16 protein-coding genes, 1 tRNA gene and 2 pseudogenes are annotated in these 21,084 nt (G+C 35.2%); 18 read left to right on the forward strand and 1 reads right to left on the reverse strand.

What is annotated here, in order from left to right; genetic code table 11:
• The first annotated feature begins 322 nt into the window (after positions 1–322).
• From BUC11_RS01140 to BUC11_RS01215, 16 genes and pseudogenes are all read left to right on the forward strand, one after another.
• Positions 323–805, forward strand: a complete 483-nt coding sequence (locus BUC11_RS01140) for an RrF2 family transcriptional regulator (protein ID WP_073351071.1) — start codon at positions 323–325, stop codon at positions 803–805.
• 18 nt (positions 806–823) lie between these two features.
• Positions 824–1,150 carry a HesB/IscA family protein gene (locus tag BUC11_RS01145; protein ID WP_073351074.1) on the forward strand — a complete coding sequence of 109 codons (327 nt, stop codon included), beginning with the start codon at positions 824–826 and terminating at the stop codon, positions 1,148–1,150.
• 77 nt (positions 1,151–1,227) lie between these two features.
• Entirely contained in the window at positions 1,228–1,581 is a 354-nt protein-coding gene (locus BUC11_RS01150) for a 4Fe-4S binding protein (RefSeq protein ID WP_073351312.1), read from the forward strand.
• 65 nt (positions 1,582–1,646) lie between these two features.
• Positions 1,647–3,095, forward strand: coding sequence for a Fe-S cluster assembly protein SufB (sufB, locus tag BUC11_RS01155; RefSeq protein WP_073351075.1), 1,449 nt, complete (start codon positions 1,647–1,649; stop codon positions 3,093–3,095).
• Positions 3,096–3,145: 50 nt separating this feature from the next.
• Complete coding sequence (gene sufC, locus BUC11_RS01160) at positions 3,146–3,904, forward strand: Fe-S cluster assembly ATPase SufC (RefSeq protein ID WP_073351077.1); 759 nt, start codon at positions 3,146–3,148, stop codon at positions 3,902–3,904.
• A gap of 11 nt (positions 3,905–3,915) precedes the next feature.
• A complete protein-coding gene (sufD, locus tag BUC11_RS01165) occupies positions 3,916–5,238 on the forward strand; it encodes a Fe-S cluster assembly protein SufD (protein WP_073351079.1) in 1,323 nt (440 codons plus the stop codon).
• A gap of 5 nt (positions 5,239–5,243) precedes the next feature.
• Positions 5,244–5,573: pseudogene (locus BUC11_RS01170) on the forward strand (iron-sulfur cluster assembly protein).
• Between the two features lie 46 nt (positions 5,574–5,619).
• Positions 5,620–6,132 (forward strand): DUF2480 family protein, encoded by a 513-nt coding sequence (locus BUC11_RS01175; RefSeq protein ID WP_073351082.1) that lies wholly within the window; start codon positions 5,620–5,622, stop codon positions 6,130–6,132.
• Between the two features lie 273 nt (positions 6,133–6,405).
• Complete coding sequence (locus BUC11_RS01180; protein WP_073351314.1) at positions 6,406–8,352, forward strand: aconitate hydratase; 1,947 nt, start codon at positions 6,406–6,408, stop codon at positions 8,350–8,352.
• A 46-nt stretch (positions 8,353–8,398) separates the two neighbouring features.
• The gene (locus BUC11_RS01185) at positions 8,399–9,331 is read left to right on the forward strand and encodes a WD40 repeat domain-containing protein (protein WP_073351084.1); all 933 of its coding nucleotides are present in this window, start codon (positions 8,399–8,401) and stop codon (positions 9,329–9,331) included.
• Between the two features lie 33 nt (positions 9,332–9,364).
• The gene (locus tag BUC11_RS01190) at positions 9,365–10,459 is read left to right on the forward strand and encodes an Mrp/NBP35 family ATP-binding protein (RefSeq protein ID WP_073351086.1); all 1,095 of its coding nucleotides are present in this window, start codon (positions 9,365–9,367) and stop codon (positions 10,457–10,459) included.
• Positions 10,460–10,516: 57 nt separating this feature from the next.
• Positions 10,517–11,095, forward strand: coding sequence for a NifU family protein (locus BUC11_RS01195; RefSeq protein WP_073351088.1), 579 nt, complete (start codon positions 10,517–10,519; stop codon positions 11,093–11,095).
• Positions 11,096–11,282: 187 nt separating this feature from the next.
• Positions 11,283–12,161 carry a lipoyl synthase gene (gene lipA / locus BUC11_RS01200; RefSeq protein ID WP_073351090.1) on the forward strand — a complete coding sequence of 293 codons (879 nt, stop codon included), beginning with the start codon at positions 11,283–11,285 and terminating at the stop codon, positions 12,159–12,161.
• A 121-nt stretch (positions 12,162–12,282) separates the two neighbouring features.
• Positions 12,283–12,693 (forward strand): annotated as a pseudogene (locus BUC11_RS01205) (BrxA/BrxB family bacilliredoxin).
• A gap of 183 nt (positions 12,694–12,876) precedes the next feature.
• Complete coding sequence (locus BUC11_RS01210) at positions 12,877–13,209, forward strand: tetratricopeptide repeat protein (protein ID WP_073351316.1); 333 nt, start codon at positions 12,877–12,879, stop codon at positions 13,207–13,209.
• 77 nt (positions 13,210–13,286) lie between these two features.
• On the forward strand, positions 13,287–14,243 hold the full coding sequence (locus tag BUC11_RS01215) for a PSP1 domain-containing protein (protein WP_073351092.1): 957 nt from the start codon (positions 13,287–13,289) through the stop codon (positions 14,241–14,243).
• A gap of 423 nt (positions 14,244–14,666) precedes the next feature.
• Here the strand turns inward: BUC11_RS01215 and BUC11_RS01220 are convergent, their stop codons facing one another.
• Positions 14,667–16,451: an ABC transporter ATP-binding protein gene (locus BUC11_RS01220; protein ID WP_073351094.1), complete on the reverse strand. Its 1,785-nt coding sequence runs from the start codon at positions 16,449–16,451 to the stop codon at positions 14,667–14,669.
• Between the two features lie 212 nt (positions 16,452–16,663).
• Between BUC11_RS01220 and BUC11_RS01225 the strand changes: the two genes are divergently transcribed.
• Both BUC11_RS01225 and BUC11_RS01235 read left to right on the forward strand, forming a co-directional pair.
• A tRNA-Val gene (locus BUC11_RS01225) sits at positions 16,664–16,741 on the forward strand.
• A 1,009-nt stretch (positions 16,742–17,750) separates the two neighbouring features.
• Positions 17,751–19,919 carry a TonB-dependent receptor plug domain-containing protein gene (locus BUC11_RS01235; RefSeq protein ID WP_073351098.1) on the forward strand — a complete coding sequence of 723 codons (2,169 nt, stop codon included), beginning with the start codon at positions 17,751–17,753 and terminating at the stop codon, positions 19,917–19,919.
• Positions 19,920–21,084: the final 1,165 nt, after the last annotated feature.

The raw sequence follows: 21,084 nt of genomic DNA on the forward strand, positions 1-21,084 counted from the left end.
GTTATTTCCGATTTTAGCCTAGAAAATAGAAATGAAAACTTAAAAAACTATCTTAAGTTTCTAAAAAAGTTGCATCGCGAATAGGTCGCAGCATAGATTAACAGGCGTTCTGAGTCATTTAACAGATTGCTCTTTGTAACAATAAAGAGGTTTCAAATGAAGAGATACTTTTTATAGTAGTTTTTACTAAATTCATCAATATACTTTTTAGTATAAATTAATATATACTTTTTAGTATATATTGAAAAACAATGTTTACATTTGTCTTATAGGTTTATTTAAATATTAAAAATCCATTATTAAAACATCAAACTTTTAAACAATGAAAATAACAGCACAAGACGAGTATGGCTTAAGACTATTAGTCCGGATTGCAAAATGTAATGATCAGTCCGGCTTGAGCATTCCTCAGCTCAGTGAAGCCGAAGGGTTATCGCAACCTAATGTTTCTAAATTGACCCGAATCCTTCGTATGGAAGGTTTAATTAATAGTACCAAAGGACATGTTGGAGGATATGTATTGGCCAGACCTGCAAATACGATAACAGTAAACGACATTTTGAATGCCTTAGGCGGGCGGTTATTTGACGAACAATTTTGCGTCAATCATGTTGGCGTAATGAAAATATGCAGCAATTCAGTTGATTGCTCCATTCGATCACTTTGGACCATAGTTCAATCTGCAATAGATAAGTTACTAGATACCATCACACTATCTGATTTGTCCCATGGTGAAAAAGAAGCTACAGTTACTTTTAAAAGTTTATTTGAAGAAATAAGTGGAGAAAATAAAGAATTATTATAATCATTAATTAGAAATAGAATGATAACAGTTTCAGAAAATGCAAAAGAACACGCATTAAGTTTAATAGCAAACGAAAATAGCCCAGAAGGAACCTTTATTAGAGTAGGTGTGGATGGTGGCGGATGTTCCGGTCTTACTTATAAACTCGTGTTTGACAATGTGATTACAGTGAGCGATAAGGTTTTTGAAGACAAAGGAATAAAGATTGCTGTTGACAAAAAAAGCTTCCTTTACTTAATAGGTACGGAGCTCGATTATGTGGGAGGCTTAAACGGAAAAGGATTTGTATTTGTTAATCCAAATGCAAGCAGAACTTGCGGTTGCGGAGAATCGTTTGGCGTTTAATATTAGATTTAAGGTTTAAAACTTGTAAGTGTTTCTTGGAAAAGCTTTCGACTTTTGAACAATTTAAAAAAAGAAAAATGGCAATTATAATTACCGATGAATGCATTAATTGCGGCGCTTGTGAACCCGAATGTCCGAATAATGCAATCTACGAAGGGGGCGATGAATGGCGCTTTGCTGATGGAACAGCCATAAAGGGAATGTTTACCTCAAAAAGTGGATTGACTGCCGATGCAAATGAACCGCAAGAACCTGTATCCAATGATGTTTATTACATAGTAGCCGATAAATGCACTGAATGTGTTGGTTTTCATGATGAGCCTCAATGTGCCGCAGTTTGTCCTGTTGATTGCTGTGTAGATGATGACAATTGGCGCGAAAGCGAAGAAGAATTATTTGCCAAAAAAGATAGTTTGCATTTAATAATTTAATCAAAATGATTTTTGGGATTGGGAATTACCGATGAACAAAATAACAATAGTAAAACTTAAATAGTATGAACGAGGTTTTAGAACAAAAACTCAGCACAGAATACAAATATGGGTTTGTTACCGATATTGATGCTGACAACGCACCGAAAGGATTGAATGAAGATATTATTCGTTTTATTTCTGCCAAAAAAAAGGAACCCGAATGGATGTTAGACTATCGCTTAACAGCCTTCCGTCATTGGATAACAATGAAGGAGCCAGATTGGGCTCACGTTTCTTACGAAAAACCAGACTTTCAGGATATCATTTATTACTCAGCTCCAAAGCCAAAAGCGGTATTAAACAGTTTAGACGAAGTCGATCCGGAATTATTAAAAACATTTCAGAAACTCGGTATTTCAATCTTGGAACAAGAACGTTTAACAGGAGTTGAAAATAGGATAGCCCTGGATATTATAGTCGACAGCGTTTCGGTCTCAACAACATACAAAAAAACATTAGCTGAAAAAGGAATTATATTTTGCTCGTTTGGCGAAGCAATTCAGGAACATCCAGAATTGGTAAAAAAATACATGAGCTCTGTAGTTCCTTATACCGATAATTTTTATGCAGCACTAAACTCCGCCGTATTTACAGATGGTACATTTTGTTATATTCCAAAAGGAGTTCGTTGTCCGATGGAACTTTCGACTTATTTCAGAATAGAAGCGGCTGGAACTGGTCAGTTTGAACGCACCTTAATTATTGCTGATGAAGATTCATATGTGAGTTACCTCGAAGGCTGTACGGCACCGATGCGTGATGAAAATCAATTGCATGCAGCCGTTGTAGAGCTCGTGGCACATAAAAATGCGCAAATAAAATACAGCACCGTACAAAACTGGTATCCAGGTGATAAAGACGGTAAAGGAGGTATTTTCAACTTTGTTACAAAACGAGGTATTTGTTTGGAAGAAAATTCTAAAATCTCTTGGACTCAAGTAGAAACAGGATCTGCAATTACTTGGAAATACCCATCGGTGATTTTAAAAGGAGACAATTCGATAGGTGAATTCTATTCTGTTGCCCTCACCAATAACTATCAGCAAGCCGATACTGGAACAAAAATGATCCACATTGGTAAAAATACTAAAAGTACCATCATATCCAAAGGGATTTCGGCAGGTTACAGCAACAACAGTTACAGAGGGTTAGTCCGTATTGGAAAAGGTGCAGATAATGCCCGTAATTTTTCACAATGCGATAGTTTATTGATGACTGATCAATGCGGAGCACATACCTTTCCATACATCGAAATAAAAAACAACACCGCCATTGTCGAGCATGAAGCAACAACTTCAAAAATTGGTGAAGACCAATTATTTTATTGCAAACAAAGGGGTATTGATAATGAAAAAGCCATTGGTTTAATTGTAAATGGCTATTGCAAAGACGTATTAAGTCAATTGCCAATGGAGTTTGCTGTGGAAGCGCAAAAATTGTTGGAGGTTTCTTTGGAAGGCTCAGTAGGATAAAGGTGAAATCTTTTACAACCTATAAATTTTAACTCATAAATTTTAAAAAAATGCTATCAATAAAAAATCTACACGCGTCAATTGACGGGAAAGAAATATTAAGAGGGATTAATCTAGAAATAAAAGCGGGAGAAGTACATGCTATTATGGGCCCTAACGGTTCTGGAAAAAGCACTTTATCTGCAGTACTTGCGGGTCGTTCCGAATACGAAGTTACAGAAGGTGAAATAATCTATAACGGTATAAATTTATTAGAACTAGAAGCGGAAGATAGAGCTAGAGAAGGCATATTTCTTGCGTTTCAATATCCCATTGAAATTCCGGGGGTAAGCAATATTAATTTTTTAAAAACAGCTATTGGCGAAATTCGCGCTTATAAAGGTTTGGAACCTCTGGCAGCAAAAGAGTTTTTAACTCTGATGAAAGAAAAGCAAAAGTTAGTTGAGATAGATAAAGCACTTATCAGTCGCTCGATAAACGAAGGTTTTAGCGGTGGTGAAAAAAAACGAAATGAAATATTTCAGATGGCGATGCTGGAGCCAAAACTTTCCATACTTGATGAAACCGATAGTGGACTTGATATTGATGCCTTACGAATTGTTGCTAACGGCGTGAATAAATTAAAATCGAAAGATAACGCAACCATTGTTATCACGCATTATCAAAGGTTGTTGGATTATATTATCCCCGATGTTGTTCACGTTTTATACAATGGAAAAATTGTGAAAACAGGGCCAAAAGAATTGGCTTTAGAACTAGAAGAAAAAGGATACGATTTTATTAAAGAAGTAGAAGAAGTAGAAGCTTAATTTAGTACAAAATGGAAACAGCAATTAAAACCAGTACGATAAAAGATAAATTGATTTTTGAATTTGAGACATCAAAATTATTTTTATTCGGCGATACACAAATTCGTGATCAGGCGATGGAAAGCTTTTACAAACAAGGTATTCCAACCAGAAATCACGAAGAATATAAATATACTCCTATCAGTTCAATATTAAAAGGGGAATTTGATTTATCGACCAGTAAAAACTGTAATGATGAGCAAATTGAACCGCTGAAATTTTTAAAAGAGGCTTATAATGTAATTATCGAAAACGGCATTTTTGTGGAAGGATTATCCAATTTAGAAAATCTTCCAAAAGGGGTAACGATTTGCAGTTTAGTAAATGCGGCAACTAGTAATTCCGCTGTTTTTGAAAAACATTATGCACAATATGCAGATATTAAAACGGATCCATTCATAGCGTTAAATACCGCAATGACTAAAGATGGCGTGTTTATTCATATCGCAAAAAATGTGGTAATTGAAAAACCAATCCATATCATTCATATTGCAACAGCATTCGAAAACACCATAATTCATCCACGTAATTTAATCGTGGTGGATGAAAATGCACAAGTGAAAATAGTAGAATCTTATCAAACGGTTGATTCCAAAGCAAAAACCTTCAGTAATGCGTTAACAGAAATTGTAGTGGATAATCACGCCATTGTTGATCATTATAAAATTCAAGATGAAAATGCCTGCCTGCCGGAGAGGAAGGAGTTGGGTTATTTAATGAATACTACACAAGTAATTCAAAAGAAACAAAGCGTATTTTCTACACATACTTTTACCTTGAGTGGCGCATTAGTTCGCAATAATTTGACTATAGTTTTAGATGATGAACATATCGAATCACATTTGAACGGGTTGTATATAACTTCAGGAAATCAAGTAGTTGACAATCATACTGTCGTAGATCATCGCAAGCCAAACTGCAACAGCAACGAGCTTTACAAAGGGATTATTGACGGAAAGTCAACCGCTACTTTCAATGGAAAAATATTTGTTAGAAAAGATGCTCAAAAAACAAATGCATTTCAATCCAACAAAAATATTTTACTAAGCGAAGACGGAACAATCAATACAAAACCGCAATTAGAAATTTATGCCGATGATGTCAAATGTTCGCACGGGACATCTACAGGTAAATTAGATCAAGAAAAAATATTTTACCTGCAAGCTCGTGGAATAGGTCTAACAAATGCTAAAAAATTATTGATGCACGCCTTCGCTTCGGAAGTTGTGAACACTGTAAAAATCGAGGCTTTGCGTGACTATATTGAAGGAAAAATTGCTAAAACATTTGAATAATAAATATGGCAGCACAAATTATAAAACAAAATATGGCGCTTGCGCAAAAGGCTATCAATACCCTTAAAACTTGTTACGACCCTGAAATACCTGTTGATATTTGGGAGTTAGGATTGATTTACGAACTCAATATTGATATAGAGAACAACCTTACTATTCTAATGACTTTAACATCACCATCCTGTCCCGTAGCAGAAACACTGCCTCCGGAAACAGAACAAAAATAACGTGAAATAGAGGGGATTAAATCAGCAAAAATAACAATGACTTTTGAACCGGCTTGGGCCAAAGAAATGATGAGTGAAGAGGCGGAATACGAACTTGGAATGATGTAAAATCCCCACCCAACCTCCCCAAAGGAGAGGAGCAAAAAAGAAATAGATGAAGGAAATCATAAATAAAGTAGCATTAAGTGGCATCATCACCATTGACTTGGAAGCTTTTTACCCTCAAGGCAATCGTGTAGTATTGGATATAAAAGAGCATTTATTTCAAGGTTTAATCTTGAAAGAAAAAGACTTTAGGGAATTTATCAAGAATGAAGATTGGAGTAAATACTCAGAGAAATATGTGGCCCTTATTTGCTCTGCCGATGCTGTAGTTCCAACTTGGGCTTACATGCTGTTAGCAATTCAGTTAGAGCCTTACGTAAAAAGGGTCGTGTTTGGTGATTTAGAAACACTGGAAACCATTTTGTATAATGAGATCCTTAACAAACTAAATCTCGATGAATATAAAGATGCACGAATCGTGATAAAGGGTTGTGGCCATTTACCAGTCCCTAAAGCGGCTTATGTTGAAATCACTAGGCTTTTACGCCCAATTGCAAAAAGTGTTATGTATGGCGAAGCTTGTTCTATGGTTCCTTTATACAAGCAGCCCAAACAAATTTAAATACGAGCTAAAGACATGAGTATATGAAGTCCGTATTGATACCAAATATTGCAGAAAAATAATTTCCAGCCTGTAAAAGGTTCCCTTATATTCTCTAGGCATATTGAGCATTTTTATTTAAGATTAAGTGTCCTGATTTAAATACTGTATAAGCTGCATCACAACAATTTTAGAGCGATTGTTCTATTGGTACACTCAGAAATTGATAGCAGCAAAACGGTAATGAAGGATCAAAAAAAGTATGTAAAATATAAAAATATAAAACCAGTAAAAATGAAAACTCAAAACGTTAGTCAAAAAATGATTAGTTCTCATCTTATTTCCGGTGAAATGACTCCCGGAACTGAAATCGGGTTGAAAATTGATCAGGTATTATTACAAGATGCCACAGGCACATTAGTAATGCTGGAATTAGAAGCATTTAATTTAAATAAAATCAAACCAGAGGTTGCAGTACAATATGTAGACCACAACCTGCTTCAAACGGATTATAAGAATATGGATGACCATCTATTTCTTCAGTCGGCAGCAGCACGTTTTGGATTCTGGTTCAGTAGGCCAGGAAATGGAATTAGCCACGTAGTACACATGGAGCGATTTGGTAGGCCAGGCAAAACGTTGTTAGGTTCAGACAGCCATACTCCTGCTGGAGGTGGTATTGGAATGCTCGCCATCGGTACGGGCGGATTAGATGTTGCCCTCGCTTCAGCAGGGGAACCGTATTTTGTTAAAATGCCAAAAGTGATGGGTATCAAACTTGTTGGAAAGCTTCCCGACTGGGTAAGCGCTAAAGATGTTATTTTAGAAATGCTTCGCAGGTATGATGTGACTGGAGGACGTGGATATATCTTAGAATATTATGGCCCCGGTTTAAAGTCTCTGAGTGCTTGGGACCGTCATGTTATCGCCAATATGGGAACAGAGACTGGCGCTACAACTTCCGTATTTCCCTCCGATGAAATCACACTTGAATTTCTTAAACAAGAAGGAAGAGAAGATGAGTGGATGAAATTGGAAGCCGATGAGGGCGCAACATATGACCTTAATATTGAAATCAATTTATCTGAGTTAGAACCTTTAATTGCACTTCCTGGAAGTCCCGGTAATGTGGTTCCGGTGAGAGAAGTTAGCGGATTGAAAATAAACCAAGTTGTAATAGGCTCTTCTGCAAATCCAGGACTACGTGATTTTTGGATCACATCACAAATTTTAAAAGGGGAAGTTATTTCTCCCGATGTTTCTTTCGATATCAATCCTTCTTCACGTCAAGTGCTAGAAAATTTGACAGAAATGGGCGCTCTTGGCCCGTTGATCGCTGCTGGTGGACGCCTTCATCAATCCGGTTGTATGGGATGCATCGGTATGGGACAAGCTCCTGCTACCAATACTATCAGCCTCCGAACGATGCCTCGTAATTTTCCGGGACGTTCAGGAACACTAGATGACCAAATATACCTATGTAGCCCGGAAACTGCGGCAGCTTCAGCAATTACAGGAAAAATTACGGATCCAAGAGAACTTGAAATTTTAATGAATATGGCTTATCCAAAATGGATAGAGCCATCCCAAATCAAGATAAGTAAGAAGATGCTAATTGCTCCAAATGAAGAATCTCCTGAATTGATTAAGGGACCAAACATTAAAACACTTCCCAATTTTGAACAACTTCCAGATAAACTAGAAATCCCTATCCTTTTGAAAATGGGAGACGATATCTCCACAGATGGAATATTAAAAGCGGGTGCCGATGTACTGCCCTTGCGTTCAAATATTCCGGAGCTAAGTAAATATGCATATTATGCTATTGACGAAAGTTTTTATGATCGAGCCATTGAAAATCAAAAATTACATACGGGCTTTTGTGTTATTGCAGGCAATAATTACGCACAAGGTTCGAGTAGAGAACATGCTGCATTATCTCCTCGTTATCTTGGACAAAAGTTTGCTATTGCCAAATCTTATGCTCGTATCGGTTGGCAGAACCTGATCAATTTTGGTATAATTCCTTTCGAATTTAAAAACCCAGCTGACTGGGATAAACTGGAACAAGGTGATATTTTACAGATAGAAGGCTTAAGGATAGCTATTAAAAACAGAGAAGCAGTAACAGCTACTGTAATTGGGAAAAATATTGAAATTCCACTTATTTACAATATAAGTGAGAGACAAGTTGAACATATCTTACAAGGTGGAGTTATTAATTTTGTAAAGCAAAAGTGATTTTTCACTTGGTTTTATTTCAAGAAAAACAGCACAACAAAATAAAATGGAGACAATAAAAAAAATAAACATTGGTATAAAACATATCGCAACACTTACTGGCCACAGCGGCTGTGTATATGCGATGGATAAAGGCATATCTGACAACACTGTTTTTACAGCGGGTAGCGATATGTTTATCGCATTATGGAATTTAGAAACTCTGCAAGCCGAAAAATTTTCAGCATCTTTACCTGCTGCTGTTTATGCTATTTGTCATATTCCTGAAAAAAAATTATTGCTTGCGGGAACAACAACCGGAAGTATTCACATCCTTGATTTAGAGAAAAAAGAAGAAAAAAAAATGCTGCAACATCATACGGCACCGATTTTTGATATCAAATATTCCTTAGAAACCAATTGCTTTTATACAGCCGGTGGCGATGGTAATTTTGCCGTTTGCTCACTCGATACTTTGTCATTGATTAAAATGAAAAAACTATCCAAGGAAAAAGTACGCAGCATTGATTTTAATTACACCACTTCCGAAATAGCGGTTGCACTAGGGGACTGTAATATTCTTGTATTTGATCTGCATACATTGGATTATAAAAAAGATTTTATTGGGCATGGACTTGCATCAAATGTTGTGCGTTACAGCCCTGATGGTAAATTTCTTTTGACCGGAGGAAGAGATGCACATTTAAACATATGGCAAGTAGGAAATTATGATTTACTAAAGTCAATTCCTGCACATAATTGGGCAATTTACGATATCGTATTTAGTCCCGATGCTACACTTTTTGCCACTGCCAGCCGTGATAAAACCATCAAAATTTGGGATGCAAAAACGTTTCAATTATTAAAACGCATCACCAAAGAAAATTTTGATGCTCATACACATTCGGTAAATAAATTGATTTGGAGTACTTATAATAACTATTTGGTTTCTGTAGGTGATGATAGATTGGTTATGGTACGGGAAGTAAATAGTTTTTAGAACAAAAAATTAAAGAAATAAAAGGAGGCCAAAATGAATATTACAAAAGAACAAGTTTTAGAAGCTTTAAAAAATGTCGAAGATCCTGATTTAAAAAAGGATTTGGTAACCCTTGGTATGATCAAGGATTTAGAAGTAGAGGGTAAAAACGTGAGTTTTACCGTAGTACTTACAACACCTGCCTGCCCAATGAAAGAATTGATTCACAAGGCTTGTGTAAATTCGATTTTGCATTTTATAGATGAAGAAGCGAATGTAAATGTGAAAATGACTTCCGATGTTTCCTCTCGAAAAAGCGGTGGACCTCTGTTACCAAATGTTAAAAATATTATAGGAGTAGCATCTGGTAAAGGTGGTGTTGGGAAATCAACGGTAGCTTCAAATCTGGCTTTGGCTTTGGTAAAACTTGGGGCATCGGTTGGTTTAGTAGATGCTGATATTTATGGACCTTCACAAACCATTATGTTTGATGTGATGGATGCAAAGCCACAAATTAAAGCGATTAATGGTGTAAATAAAATGATTCCCGTAGAAAGTTTTGGTGTCAAATTATTATCTATAGGATTTTTTGCAGATACTTCCCAAGCGCTAGTCTGGCGTGGACCAATGGCATCAAAAGCGGTTGTCCAATTGTTTCAGGAAGCAGAATGGGGGGAATTAGATTATATGATAATTGATTTACCTCCCGGAACTGGCGACATTCATTTATCATTAGTTGGTGCCGTTCCTTTGAACGGAGTTGTAATTGTAAGCACTCCTCAATTTGTGGCTTTGGCTGATGCCAAAAAAGGAGTTGGAATGTTTCAATTACCGTCGATAAATGTACCCGTTTTAGGCATTGTAGAAAATATGGCCTATTTCAGTCCTCCCGACGAGCCGGAGAAACGCTATTATATTTTTGGCAAAGATGGAGCAAAAAAACTTGCCGAAGAATTAGAAGTTCCGTTGTTGGGAGAAATACCATTAGTACAAAATATTTGTGAATCTGGTGATCTAGGTCGCCCCGCTGTGCTGCAGGAAAACACACCCCAAGCTATTGCCTACATGGAAATGGCACGTAAAGTGGCACAACAAGTGTCTATACAAAATGCAAAAGCACCAGCTCAAGTGGCAGATGTTAAATGGTAAGATCAATAAAATAACACCTATCCTTTTTTCGATAAAAGGTTAAATAAATATAAAAAAATGAACGCACCAATCTCCATTTATACCGAAATGACGCCCAATCCCGTCACAATGAAATTTGTACTGACCTTTTTATTAATCGATGAAGAAGGAGAAAGTATTGAATTCCGCACAAAAGAAAAGGCAGCCATTTCTCCTCTTGCCACAAAAATATTTGAACTTCCTTATGTAAAAGGCGTTTTTATTACTTCCAATTTTATTACCGTAACCAAGGACGAAAGCTTTGAATGGTATGAGGTAATACCGGAAATTAAGGAGCTAATTAAAGCAAAGCTTGCCCTAAAAGAACCTCTTCTCAATGGCGAATTAATTGAAGAAAAATCAGAAGTACCGGTAAACATTTCTGGGGATATTGAACAAAAAATAATTTCAATTCTTGATGAATATATTCGGCCAGCCGTTGAAGGAGATGGTGGCGCCATTAATTTTAAATCTTTCGAAAACGGAACAGTAACCGTGATGCTCAAAGGTTCTTGTCACGGCTGTCCTTCGACCAATACTACTTTGAAAATGGGTGTCCAAAACATGCAACGGGAAATGCTTCCCGAAGTGAAAAATGTAGTTACGGAAACCGCATAACAGCTATACCAAGGCAACAGTATTAGATATAGTATAAATTACGCGATTATCACTTAACAATATAAATGACGAACTAATATATTATACCGTTTTACCCTTTTTTTTAGTCTAGGATAGAACAAATGTTTAACCGGAACCAAAAATAAAAGGGTTGCTTTTATTTTAATAATTCCCAATTTTTTTAAAAATGTTACATAACGATATTAAAATAGTAGAAGAGCCAAGGTATAAAACCAAACCAGATTGGCTGAGAGTGAAACTGCCAATGGGCGAAGAATATAAAAAGGTTCGAGAAATCGTATCTACTCATAAATTACATACCATTTGCGAAAGCGGCAGTTGTCCTAATATGGGCGAATGTTGGGGGGCAGGTACCGCCACCTATATGATTCTAGGAAATATATGCACCCGTTCCTGCGGATTTTGTAATGTGGCTACCGGTCGTCCGTTGCCTGTTGATTTAAAAGAACCGGAGCGTGTAGCAGAATCTGTGCGTCTCATGAATGTGAAACATTGCGTAATTACCTCGGTTAACCGTGATGATTTAAAAGATGGCGGCTCCATTATTTGGGTAGAAACGATTAATGCGATTCGTAGAGTGAGTCCTGAAACAAAATTTGAAACGCTTATCCCCGATTTTATGGGCAGTTGGGAAAACCTACAACGTATTATAGATGCACATCCAGACATCATTTCTCATAATACAGAAACGGTTCGCAGGTTAACAAAACAGGTTCGTGTGCAGGCAAAATATGATCGAAGCCTCGAGGTATTACAACGACTGAAAGAGGCCGGAATGAAAACTAAATCAGGAATTATGCTTGGATTAGGAGAAACCGAACAGGAGATTTATGAAACAATGGATGATTTACGTGCAGTAGGCTGCGATGTATTAACAATGGGGCAGTACTTGCAACCTTCACCAAAACATTTGCCGGTTGTAGAATTTATTCACCCTGAAGTATTTGCTAAATATAAGGTAATAGGTCTCGAAAAAGGGTTTCGTTATGTGGAAAGTGGCCCTATGGTTCGTTCTTCCTATCATGCTGAAAAGCATATTTTTTAACCAATGGTTTTAAATTGATTATTCATTCGAATGATTCCTATTTTAAATTAAAAAAATCACAGAGTTTATTAGGGTTCTCTTTAAAACCTTGAATTTTATTTTAAATTATAAATATCACACTATGTATCCAGAACAATTAGTAATACCAATGAAGGAAGAACTTACATCTGCTGGTTTTGAAGACCTGCGCAACGCTGAGTAAGTAGAAGCTGCCATTAATTCAAAAGGTACCGTTTTAGTAGTTGTCAATTCAGTTTGTGGATGTGCTGCCGGTGCCGCACGACCGGGAGTAAAACTTTCATTGGACGCAAGCAAGCGCCCTGACCGAATCACAACTGTATTTGCAGGTTTCGATACTGAAGCCACTGCAGAAGCACGCAAACATTTTTTCCCATTTCCTCCTTCATCGCCTTGTGTAGGCCTATTCAAAGACGGAGAATTAGTCCATTTTGTAGAACGCCACCATATTGAAGGAAAGTCGGGAGCAATGATTGCCGAAAACCTAAAGGCCGCTTATGAGGAGTATTGTTAATCAACAAAGAAAAAAATAGCTTCTAATTTTAACGCGATAATTGCCGATTGATCGTTTGGCATTTTTAAAGATTAAATGTTATTTGGAATCTAATAAATAAGCAAATTGTATAAATCAACTGGGCTTGGAATTATTTTGCAAAAGATTTTTTATTGTGGTTACTACTTTCACCAAAAAAAAATAATGAATAATAGAATTGAACAATTACAGGAATTTTTAAAGGAAGATAGCAACGACTCTTTTCTGAAATACGCATTGGCATTAGAATATGTTTTGGTTAAAGAAAATGATACCGCTGTAAATTGCTTTTTGAAATTGATAAATGATGATGAAAATTATGTAGCGAGTTATTATCAATTGGGGAAATTATATGAGTCGCTGAATGAAGTAGACAAAGCAGCTGAAACTTATAAAAGAGGAATTGAGATTGCCAAAAAAATGGGGAATAAAAAAACGTTATTGGAATTACAAGAAGTTTACAATATGCTTCTAGGGATTGATGAAGACGAATTTTGATTATCTTTCCTTCTTTTATTAAATAGACATTTCAAACTTTCATACACTCTCGAAAGGGAATTAATATATAGGATACTATGGAAAATTATTCAACAGAAGGTCCTTCTGTTCTAAGTGGAATCAAAAGTAACGACTTAGTTTATACCTATGGTAGCAGCCAATCAGATGTATATGACTGGCTATCGGATATTGTTGTACCACTTGATGATAAAGCTTATACTATTATTGAGATAAAATTTAAAGGATCCCGAAAGGAATTTTATCTTAATCATCAAAACATAGATTTAAAAAATGGAGAATTAGTTGTAGTTGATGGCAATAAGGGTGGTTATGATGTTGGGCATGTTTCCTTAACTGGTGAACTGGTAAGCTTGCAGCTCAAGAAAAAAAATGTAAATAAGGAAGATATCTTTAAAAAAATTCAACGGAAAGCTACTCCCTATGATGCAACTAAATGGAAACGTGCCAAAGAGATGGAATTTGATACGATGTGTAAAGCACGCGTGATAGCCACAGAGCTCGGTTTATCAATGAAACTAACCGATGTTGATTATCAGGGTGATAAAGCTAAAGCCACATTTTATTACACTGCCGAAGGACGTGTGGATTATAGGGAGTTAATTAAATGCCTTTTCGAAGCCTTTCATGTGCGGATAGAGATGTGTCAAATTGGGTTGCGTGAGGAAGCAAATCGAATTGGCGATATTGGTCCTTGTGGAAGCTATTTGTGTTGTCAAACCTGGTCAACTAATTTTAAAACCGATTCTCCTTGGGCAGGTCCTCACAAAAAAAAATCATTATATAAGCGACAAGGTGATAAATTTGAATGCTACATCAATGATGAAAGCGAAAATAATCAACTAATTAAATCGGATGCTCGGCACGATGAGGCACAAACACAAAAAAAGCCTGAAGTTGTAAAGCCTCTATCCTATGTAAATGTTGTTGGTCAGGATAGTATAACTCGTTTTGATACTAAGGGGAGTGAGCTTAAAAAACACCATATTAAAAATAAGAAATGCAAACCAGAATAATAAATTTAAAAAATTACTGTGGCAGGACATAAAGTTAATTTAAGTTGGAAAAATGATTCGGACAATTTATCTTTTAAAATTATGATCATACCCATCTACGACCAAAAATAACCTTTACAGGAGATTACATTCCATATGAAACGATACTTAATGAAATTCACCATCGCGCCCACACGGAGTGTTTTATTGCAAACTCAGTTTTAACAGAGATAATTATTGAATCGGTATTTTTATAAAATATAAATCAGCAATACGATGTTACAACCCATTCATCAGCTAAGTTTTTTTAGTTTCATAGTCTAATTGCTACTTAAAATCGAAGGTATCGTATTTCTAATTAATTCTGATTTCCAGACTAATTAGCGCTTTTTAAAATTGTAGAATTAACAACTCCCTCTCTTTTGGAGAGGGTTAATGAAAAGGTTAAGAATTACTAAACTGTAGATTACTCAAATTTTTATAGATTCCATTTTCTAAGGCAATTAATTCCTGATGTGTTCCTTGCTCTGAAATTTTACCATTGTCTAAAACTAAAATTTGATCCGCACTGCGAATGGTTGACAAACGATGCGCTATAATGATACTGGTTCTTCCTTGCATCAAAATTTCTAAAGCTTCTTGTACCTGTTTTTCGCTTTCGCTGTCTAATGACGATGTGGCTTCATCTAAAATTAAAATACTTGGATTTTTTAATAACGCTCTTGCAATTGCAATGCGTTGTCTTTGCCCACCAGACAATTTAATTCCTCTTTCACCCACAATAGTTTCAAATTTTTCAGGAAAACTTTCGATAAAAGTTAAAGCATTAGCTTGTCGTGCTGCCAAAATAATTTCATCTTCAGTAGCATTGGGTTTTCCGTAGGCAATATTTTCTTTAATGGTACCTCCAAATAATATCACATCTTGGGGAACTATGCTCATATTCCCTCGAAGATTTTCTAAATCATAATCGTAAATATTTTTTCCGTCAATCAATATCTCTCCGTTATCAATGTTATAAAAACGCAATAGGAGCGAAGCGATAGTTGATTTCCCCGTTCCACTAGGTCCCACAATCGCTATTTTTTGACCAAAATTAGCGGTGAAACTAACATCTTTCAATACTTTTATTTCTTTTCTGGAATGGTAGCTAAAAGCCACATTTTTGAAAGTAACGTTTCCTTTTATTTTTTGAGCTGTTTCATTTTGAGTTGAATTAATTTTTTCAGGAGTTTCGTCTAATAATTCAAAAACGCGTTCCGTTGCTCCAATTGCTTTTTGGATTTGGGCATATAGTTCTGCAATTCCTCCAAAAGAAGCTCCTACAAACGTAGAATATAGGACAAATGAGATTAATTGTCCTACACTCATTTCTCCACTAATGCTCAATCGAACACCAAACCAAACTACGGCAACAATAGCTCCAAAAAGACAAAAAATAATGAATGAAGCGAAGTATCCTCTGTATTTCCCGCCTTTGATGGCTATTTTAACCACTTCTTTAATTTTGCCATTGTAGCGGGCAATTTCGTACCATTCATTGGCGAAAGCCTTTACAATACTAATTCCTTGCATGGTTTCTTCAACTATTACTTGACTTTCGGCTACTTTATCCTGAACATTTTTGGAATACTTACGGATAAATCTACCAAAAATAACAGCAGCAACGGCAACAAGTGGAACTACGGATAACATCAACAACGTCAATTTAATACTTTCATTTGCCAATAACAATACGCCACCGATAATTAAAATGAATTGTCTTAGGAATTCGGCTATGGTTGATGTTAAGGTATCTTGTATTTGGGTGATATCAGAACTGATTCGGCTATTTAATTCTCCAACCCTTTTTTGCGAAAAGAAGGACATTGGTAATTTTACTAAATTACTGTAAAGCGATAATCTAAGATTAGCTAAGGTATTTTCAGTAAAATTGACGAATAAGTACAATCTAAAAAACGAAAAAATCGATTGAAGAAATAAAATGACAATTAATCCTAAAGCTATAGTATTAGCTTGAGAATTATCTTTGTTTTTTACGCAATCGATAAGCATTCCCATTAATTTAGGAAAAGCCAAAGCAGTTGCGCCAGTAAATAGAAGGAAAACCAAACCAACATAAAATTTCCATTTATGATTTCCAGCATACTTAAATATAATGATTGCTTTACTGAGAGAAGTTGCGGTTATTTTTGATTTTGGTAAATCGTTTTCTTTGAATCTTGCCATTATTTATTATTTATGGGACAAATGTAAGACTATACGAAGTCAATACAAAAAAATCATTCAGTTTCATCTTTTATTTAAAATGCTGTTAAAGAGTAAGAAAGAAGATTTATCGCAAATTTTAATAATTTATTTTAAAAAAGTGTTTGCAGATATGGATTCTAAGTGTATATTTGCACACGCAATACAGAAACGAAAGTTACTAAATTGTAGAAGGGCGATTAGCTCAGCTGGTTCAGAGCACCTCGTTTACACCGAGGGGGTCGGGGGTTCGAACCCCTCATCGCCCACCAAAGACAAATAACGCCAATGGAAGACATTGGCGTTATTTTTTTATAATTATACTACTTTAAAATTTCAAAAAATGTTAAAACAGGTACAACGTGTTTGATTGTACTCCTGACAGCACACTTTGAGGTATACTTGAAAAAGTATCCCTCTTTTTTTGATATATATGATATCCTTTTTCCTCTATTTTACTGGCATTATATGATAACATTTCTGCATTGAACTGATTTTCAGCACAAACATTTTCTAGTTGTTCTAAAACAAGCCACTCCTCTTCCTTATTTGGGTCAAATGTCCTGCCTAAATTGCTGGAAAACTTATTAAAGTTTTTTTACATGTTTTCTAGACTGTGCTTACCTATACATTCGCCATTCAGAAACCGTGTGGCAAATACAAAAATTAAGCCCATTTCATGATGTATAGTATAAGTTTATATCTACTAATTTTAAAGCTTTTAGGTTAGTATTTTTACTGTTAATGTTGCTCTTCATATTAATTTTCGAGCGGTAGAAATTATTCTTTTCATAACTTCTTAATCCAAAAATTATTTAATTCACCACCTCTTAAAATTTGAAGCTAAAAAATAATCTATTCACAAATATTATTTTTAAATTTGCATTGTGAAAACTTGGAGTATACTTTTATCATTTTTGGTACTATTATTATCAACCGTACCTTGCAGCGCTTTTGAAAGCAATTCTAAGTGTACGCTAGATAAAAAGTGCGAAAAAGAATCTCACAAATGCGGTAACGATTGCACTGGAAAATGCTCTCCCTTTTACACTTGTGGTAGCTGCGTGGGTTTTGCTATGAGTACAGCTACTGTAGCCAAAGCTCAAAAAAATTTTTCTGTTAACAGTGACAAAACGCATGATATTGACATAGTTACTATTACAAATTCTTCTTTTAACGGTGCCATTTGGCAACCACCTAAATTTTCTTTTTATTTATAATCTTCAAAAACAGCTGACTACAAGTATTAGCTAAAAAAATTATTCATATTAAGAAATAAAAATGTTTAAATATATTTCACTAGTAGTGGCAATAGCAACTATTGGCACAGCTCAGGCACAGCATAGCCTCAAAATCACTGTTAAGGATATAGATTCTAAGCTGCCACTAAATGCGGTTAGAGCCACTATACAGGCACAATCACTAACTTCTTATTCGAATGCAGAAGGGATAATTACATTTGAAAACCTAGACGAAGCTATGTACTTTATGTCATTTCAACTAGAAGGATACGTAGTAGAAAATAAAACAATTCAAGTCCCTTTAAAAACAGTTGAAGTAATTGTCTTCATGAAAAGTACAGCTGAAGAGATGGATGAAATTATCATCACCTCAACCAGGGGAACAAGAACGATCAACAACATTCCTACACGAGTCGAATTTATCGCTGGTGAAGAGTTAGAGGAAAAAGCCAACATGAAGCCTGGTGATATCCGAATGATGCTGAATGAGAGTACGGGGATACAAACGCAGCAAACATCGGCTACTTCAGGAAATTCCTCTATTCGAATTCAAGGTCTTGATGGGCGTTATACCCAAATTTTAAAGGATGGTTTTCCAGTTTATTCTGGTGCTTCAAGCGGTTTAGGTTTGTTGCAAACGCCACCATTAGATTTAAAGCAAGTCGAAATAATAAAAGGTTCTGCCTCTACATTGTATGGTGGTGGAGCAATCGCTGGACTGGTAAATTTAGTTTCTAAAACGCCTAAAGATGAAAGAGAATTACGCTTTTTATTAAACGGCACTTCTGCTGGTGGTCTCGACATAAACGGATTTTACGGACAACGTTTTGATAAAATAGGATTGACTATTTTTGCTTCTCATGACCGCAACGCAGCCTACGATCCTGCTGATATTAAACTAACCGCTATTCCAAAATTCGAACGCTATAACTTCAATCCAAAATTGTTTTTATACCTTAATGATAAAACTGAATTGAACTTTGGTGTGAATACCGTTTTTGAAGATAGAATAGGTGGAAACATTGATTATATTAAAAATCGTAGTGATTTTCCCGACAGCTATTTCGAAAAAAATAAAACACAAAGAGTGAGCACTCAATTCACGCTTTCTCATAAAATTAATGACAGAGAATCTATTATCGTAAAAAACAGCATCAACAATTTCAGCCGTGTGATTACAATCCCTGACTATCTTTTTGATGGGGTTCAAACTAGTACTTTTTCTGAATTTACCTATGTAAACAATGGGGAATTATCTCAATGGATTGCAGGAGCCAATTTGTATACTGATGAATTCAAGGAGAAAAAGAAAAGTGCATTTCCCGAAAGAGATTACAATCAAATCACCTATGGCGCCTTTGTTCAAAACACGGTAAAAGCAACTGATTGGTTGCATCTAGAAACAGGATTGAGAGGTGATTACGTACATGAATATGGCTTCTCACTATTACCGAGAGCAGCGGCATTGTTTAGAATTAGTCCAAAGCTTAGCTCTAGACTTGGTGGTGGATTGGGTTACAAAACACCTACGATTTTTACTGAAGAAAGTGAATCTATACAATATCAAAACGTTTTACCAATAAATAGCGATATTAACAAACTCGAAAAAAGTTTTGGTTTCAACTTTGATGTAAATTACAAAACACATATTACAGATGCACTGTCACTATCTGTAAACCAATTATTTTTCTATACAAAAGTTAATAATCCTTTAATATTGACGCCTCTGGCAAACGACACTTTTCAGTTTTTAAATGTAGACGGAAATTTAAACACTAAGGGTACTGAAACTAATCTAAAACTCAGTTATGAAGACTTTAAATTGTTCATTGGCTACACCTACACTGATGCCACGGTCGAAAATAATGGCAATAAATCTCGAAATCCATTAACAGCCAAGCACCGTTTAAATAATGTGTTAATGTACGAGGTCGAAGACAAATGGAAAGTTGGTTTAGAGGCCTATTATTACAGTCCGCAACAATTAACTGATGGTTCCACTTCTCGTGATTATTGGATTTTTGGAGTGATGATAGAAAAATTATGGGAAAACTTTTCGATTTACGCAAATTTCGAAAACTTTACTGATACGCGTCAAACACGATTTGGTAGCATCTATACAGGGGCACTTTCAAAACCTTTGTTTAAAGATATTTTTGCCCCGCTTGACGGCTTCGTGGTCAATGCGGGAATTAAAGTTAAAATCTAAAATTTTAAATAATACGGTATATTTGTGAACCTCCTATATCGCATGATAAAGGAGGTTTTTCTTGATAAACAAATTTACATCGTAATTGAATGTTATTTAAAGCATCTCATCTAGAGTAAGGGATCCTGACTCTGTAATAAAATATGCAGCTTTTACAAATATAGGTAAATTGCTACTAACCAAGGATTACTATTGATTGCTGTATAGTAGGTGTCTTTATTCTTATCATTTAGAAACTATTTTGGTTCGCCAAACACATCAGCCTCCCCTTATTTATCCCTTTACTAATGAACAACCTACAATTATTTACTATTTTTAAATCAAGGTTGCAAACAAAATACAGTTTTTAACTCCCAAAATATTATTGGTAAATGTGTACTCTTTTTATCATCCGTACTTACAGCAATCACTTACACTCCCTTTTATACTAAAATCGGCTAATACTATTCTAATTTAATTAAATATTTTTTTAACAATGGGCAAGTAATGCTCTATATAAAAAACCAAAGTTTAAAGTTTCCTAGCTATTGTTCCTCTAAATTCCAAGTACTCTCGTATAATAAAGGAAAAAATAAGTTTAGGTGATTTATGTTGAGGTTTCGATCTGCTAATATTATTTCAAAATTAACAATTAAAGGTTTCAAATTAAAATTGTCATTTTACGAAGAGTTCATTGCCAAAATCATTAGCGCAACTAATACTACTAGAATTTAAAAAAAAATTAAGTTTTTTAAAATTAATATTTTAAACCTGTAAATTCGGCATGTTCAAAAACATTAAAAGTTGCATAAGGTTTACAATTGAAGTCTATCCACTTGACAGTAAGACAAACAACGCCATTGGAAGACAATGACGATTTTGTTTTAACATTTATACTACTTTAAATTTTCAAAAAAAGTCAAAATGGGTATCAATTGTTCGACTGTAGTCCCTGACAGCCCACAAAAAACTCCATTAGAAATAATGGAGTTTTTTTATGCCTTTATTTTTCAGGAATAGTTAAAAAGTCGATGTAGAGTTCTAGTAGGTTTAAAATTCAAATCTTTATAATTAGTTTTTATTTTAATTTACCGCAGTGCAAAAGCTACTTTTTGTCTTTTAATTGAAATAGATCTTCCTTGTAAAAGAGCGCAAATTTGTAGTTTATTTGACTCAAAAGTTATTT

This window comes from Flavobacterium xanthum (genome assembly GCF_900142695.1).
Lineage (GTDB): Bacteria > Bacteroidota > Bacteroidia > Flavobacteriales > Flavobacteriaceae > Flavobacterium > Flavobacterium xanthum.